Consider the following 3,072-nt stretch of genomic DNA (forward strand, 5'->3'; position numbering starts at 1 on the left):
CTTCTTTTTACGTGCCATGCCATACCCCCGGAAGCTAAAAGTCTCCAGAGTATGGCGGAACAGAAGATGAGCGATCGGACAGAATCGGAATCGCTGATCGGGCGACCGGAATCAGTGATCGGACGTGACCGGAACCAGCAACCATTGTCTTGGTGATCCACGATATCAATTTTGCTTCCGCCTACGCGGCCCATATTATTGCGATGAAAAATGGCGCCATTCTTCATCGCGGGTCGCCGGCTCAGATCATGACGCCGGCGGTTATCGCCGCCATTTTCGACACCCAGGTGCATATCGAGCATATTCAGGGACAGTATGTCGCGGTGTATTATCGGTAACGGCCGCGTTTCCCCGGCCTGAGGCCGGCGTCCAGACCGACAACTGGCCGCTTAGGCGGCCATCGCCGCCGTTGTGAGGCCTTGTTTAAGGGCGCAACGTTAGACTCCCCCCTTTTCCGCCCCCGGCGGGACAGCACTCTCGTAGGGCGGCGCCCTTGCGACAACGTCATTCACGCCCGCGCCGCGGGCTACAACGATAAGTCACGACAGCATCCATGAAATTTCTTCGCTTCACACTGCCGCTACGCTTTTGTTTATCGCGGGTCGCCCGCTTTGTACCGACGACAGGCGCGCCATGGCGCTTATCTGCGCTGCGCGCCGCTGTCTATGGCCTGTTTGCCGCGTATCTGCTGGCGGGAACCTTTGGCCGTTTTCCCTGGAAGGCGGATGAACCCTATTCCTTCGCTATTACCTGGAACGCCGTCAGCCACGATCGCTGGCTTATTCCCCACATCGGCGACGATCCTTTTATGGAAAAACCACCGCTATTTTTCTGGCTGGGGGCGCTATGCGTGCGACTGTTCCCGTGGCTGGCGCCTCATGAGGTGGCGCGCCTGGCGGTACTCGTCTGCCTGGGGGTCACGCTCTGGGGGTTTTGCCGCGCGCTGAAGACATTGTACGGCGAAATTTCGCCGCCGACGCTCTCGGCGCCGGCCTGGCGCTTTTGCGGCATCGCCCTGTTGGCGACCAATCTCGGCCTTGCCGAGCATATTCATAAATTTACCGCCGACCTCGGGCAATTGGCGGGCGCGATGGTGGCGCTGGCGGCATTGATGGCCGCCGTCTCATCCCGGAACGCGCCGTCCTATCAACGGACATTGGGCTATGGCGCCGCCTTCGGCGCGGGCAGCGGCATTGCGCTACTGTAGAAAGGGCTGCTGATGCCGGGCGTCCTGTTCGCGGTTTGGGCCTGCTGCCTGCCGTGGTTGCCGACGCTGCGCGGACGGCGCTGTGTGGCATTTATCCTGTGCGCCGGCCTGGCGTTGCTGCCCTTTGCGGTGCCCTGGCCGCTGGCGCTGTATTACGCGGCGCCAGACCTGTTTTATGAGTGGTCCCGGGTCAATAACATCGGGCGGTTTGCCGGCTTTACCTCACTCGGTGGCCATGATAACCCGCTGCTGGACAGGCTATATGCCGTTGTGCTGGCCGGAGCGCCCGCCTCGTTGCTGTTGGTGAAAGGCGCGATGACCGGCCTTGTCGCGCTAGCGCGCCGCGCGCGGTCGCTGCGCCTTGAAGGGCGCGCGCTGGGGGTGGTCTTCCGCCGGTATCCGGCGCGGGGCGTGGCGGCGGTCTATCTGGCGGTCGGCCTAGCGACGCTGCTGTCATCGGGATCGATGCGCGATATCTACCTGATGTCGTTCTTGCCCGCCATGGCGATGCTGGCGCTTGGGCTGCTGCCGGCAGGCCAGCCGAGGCACCGGCTGGCGGCCCGCGCGCTCGACGGGTTGTTTCTTTTGCTGCTGCTGGTCATCGTCGTCACCGCGCTGCAGTTATACCACGCCGGCACGCCGCGCCTCCTGCATGGGCTTTGGCCCAATATCGATAGCCAGTTGCCCGCTCCCTTCTGGCTTATCCCCGACGGGCCCAGTCTCGGGCTTGCCTGCTTGGTACTGGCGCTGTGGGCCGGCGTGACCTACCGCCGTAAGCCGGATTTGTTGTGCTCCTGGGCCGCCAGCATGACCGCCGTCTGGAGCGTCGCGCTGCTGTTATTGCTGCCCTGGCTGGACGCGGCGCGCAGTTATCATCAGCCCTTCGCGCAGCTGCGACCGCTGCTGACGTCACCTCACTGCCTGGCGACCGACGGCCTGGGCGAATCGGAGCTCGGTATGCTGCATTATTTGACCGGCGTGGCGGGCCGACGTATTTATGCCGGCCATTCGGGCCAGGGGGAACCGGGGCACCTCAATGAGGCCGCGCTCGGCTGCGATTATCTGCTGGTGCAGCAGGCGCGGGAAGTGCGCATCGCGCCACCGGCGCCGGCCTGGCGGCGGATCTGGTCCGGTCAGCGCCCGGTGGACGATCGTCTGTTTATTCTTTATCGCGGCCGGCGCGACGATGGGCATGCCGCCCCTGCCGCGGTACCCCTTGCACTACGGCAGCCCGCCTAAGGTAAGACGGTTACGAAGGCGCAGCACGGCGGCAGGCGATAGAGCCAGGACGGGCAAGGGGCCGCCCGCGCGCTTTGACAGCGGCGCCGCGCGCATCAATGATAGTGCAGGTTTCCGTTATGATGTTGTGCCCATGCATCCGCCCTTCGTCGTGTCTATCCACCACTATTGCTCCCAGTGTAACTGGTTGCTGCGCGCCGCCTGGATGGCCCAGGATCTGCTGCAAACGTTCGGCGCCGACCTGTCCTCGGTAAATTTGGTGCCGGGCACGGGCGGCATTTACCAAATCACCGTTAACGACGCGCTTCTGTGCGGTAAGCGTACGCCCAGCGCCGTATTGACAGTTATTCAGCAGGGATGGTGAGGTTCCACGGCAGGAGCTCTTTGATTTTGTTGATGGGATGATCCGCGATAATCGCCAGCACATGGCGCAGATACGCTTCCGGCTCCACACCGTTCAGTTTGCAACTGCCGATCAGCGTATATATCAGCGCCGCCCGGTCGCCGCCGCTATCCGAACCGAAGAACAGATAGTTCTTGCGACCCAGGCTTATTACCCGCAGCGCGTTTTCAGCGATATTATTGTCGATCTCCGCCCAGCCATCGCCGGCGTAGTAGCACAACGC

General features: G+C 62.8%; 3 protein-coding genes and 2 pseudogenes. 4 read left to right on the top strand and 1 reads right to left on the bottom strand.

The features are described from left to right. Positions 1-140: 140 nt before the first annotated feature. The 4 genes and pseudogenes from ACMX3H_RS19215 to ACMX3H_RS19230 form a co-directional block, all read left to right on the top strand. Positions 141-338, top strand: a pseudogene (locus tag ACMX3H_RS19215) (iron ABC transporter ATP-binding protein); the annotation flags it as partial. 215 nt (positions 339-553) lie between these two features. Continuing rightward, on the top strand, positions 554-1,207 hold the full coding sequence (locus ACMX3H_RS19220; protein ID WP_415211908.1) for an ArnT family glycosyltransferase: 654 nt from the start codon (positions 554-556) through the stop codon (positions 1,205-1,207). 12 nt (positions 1,208-1,219) lie between these two features. Continuing rightward, the gene (locus ACMX3H_RS19225) at positions 1,220-2,446 is read left to right on the top strand and encodes a hypothetical protein (protein WP_415211909.1); all 1,227 of its coding nucleotides are present in this window, start codon (positions 1,220-1,222) and stop codon (positions 2,444-2,446) included. Positions 2,447-2,579: 133 nt separating this feature from the next. Then, positions 2,580-2,768 (top strand): annotated as a pseudogene (locus ACMX3H_RS19230) (SelT/SelW/SelH family protein); the annotation flags it as partial. Positions 2,769-2,790: 22 nt separating this feature from the next. Here ACMX3H_RS19230 and ACMX3H_RS19235 read toward each other — a convergent pair. Then, positions 2,791-3,072 (bottom strand): transposase domain-containing protein (locus ACMX3H_RS19235; protein WP_415211910.1); only part of this gene is annotated, 282 nt, incomplete at its 5' end.

Source organism: Sodalis sp. (in: enterobacteria), assembly GCF_047607725.1.
Lineage (GTDB): Bacteria > Pseudomonadota > Gammaproteobacteria > Enterobacterales > Enterobacteriaceae > JBLKSS01.

Excerpts from the sequence above, each read along its gene's own strand:
- ACMX3H_RS19220 (WP_415211908.1), top strand. The coding sequence starts at position 554 with ATGAAATTTCTTCGCTTCACACTGCCGCTACGCTTTTGTTTATCGCGG.
- ACMX3H_RS19225 (WP_415211909.1), top strand. The coding sequence starts at position 1,220 with ATGCCGGGCGTCCTGTTCGCGGTTTGGGCCTGCTGCCTGCCGTGGTTG.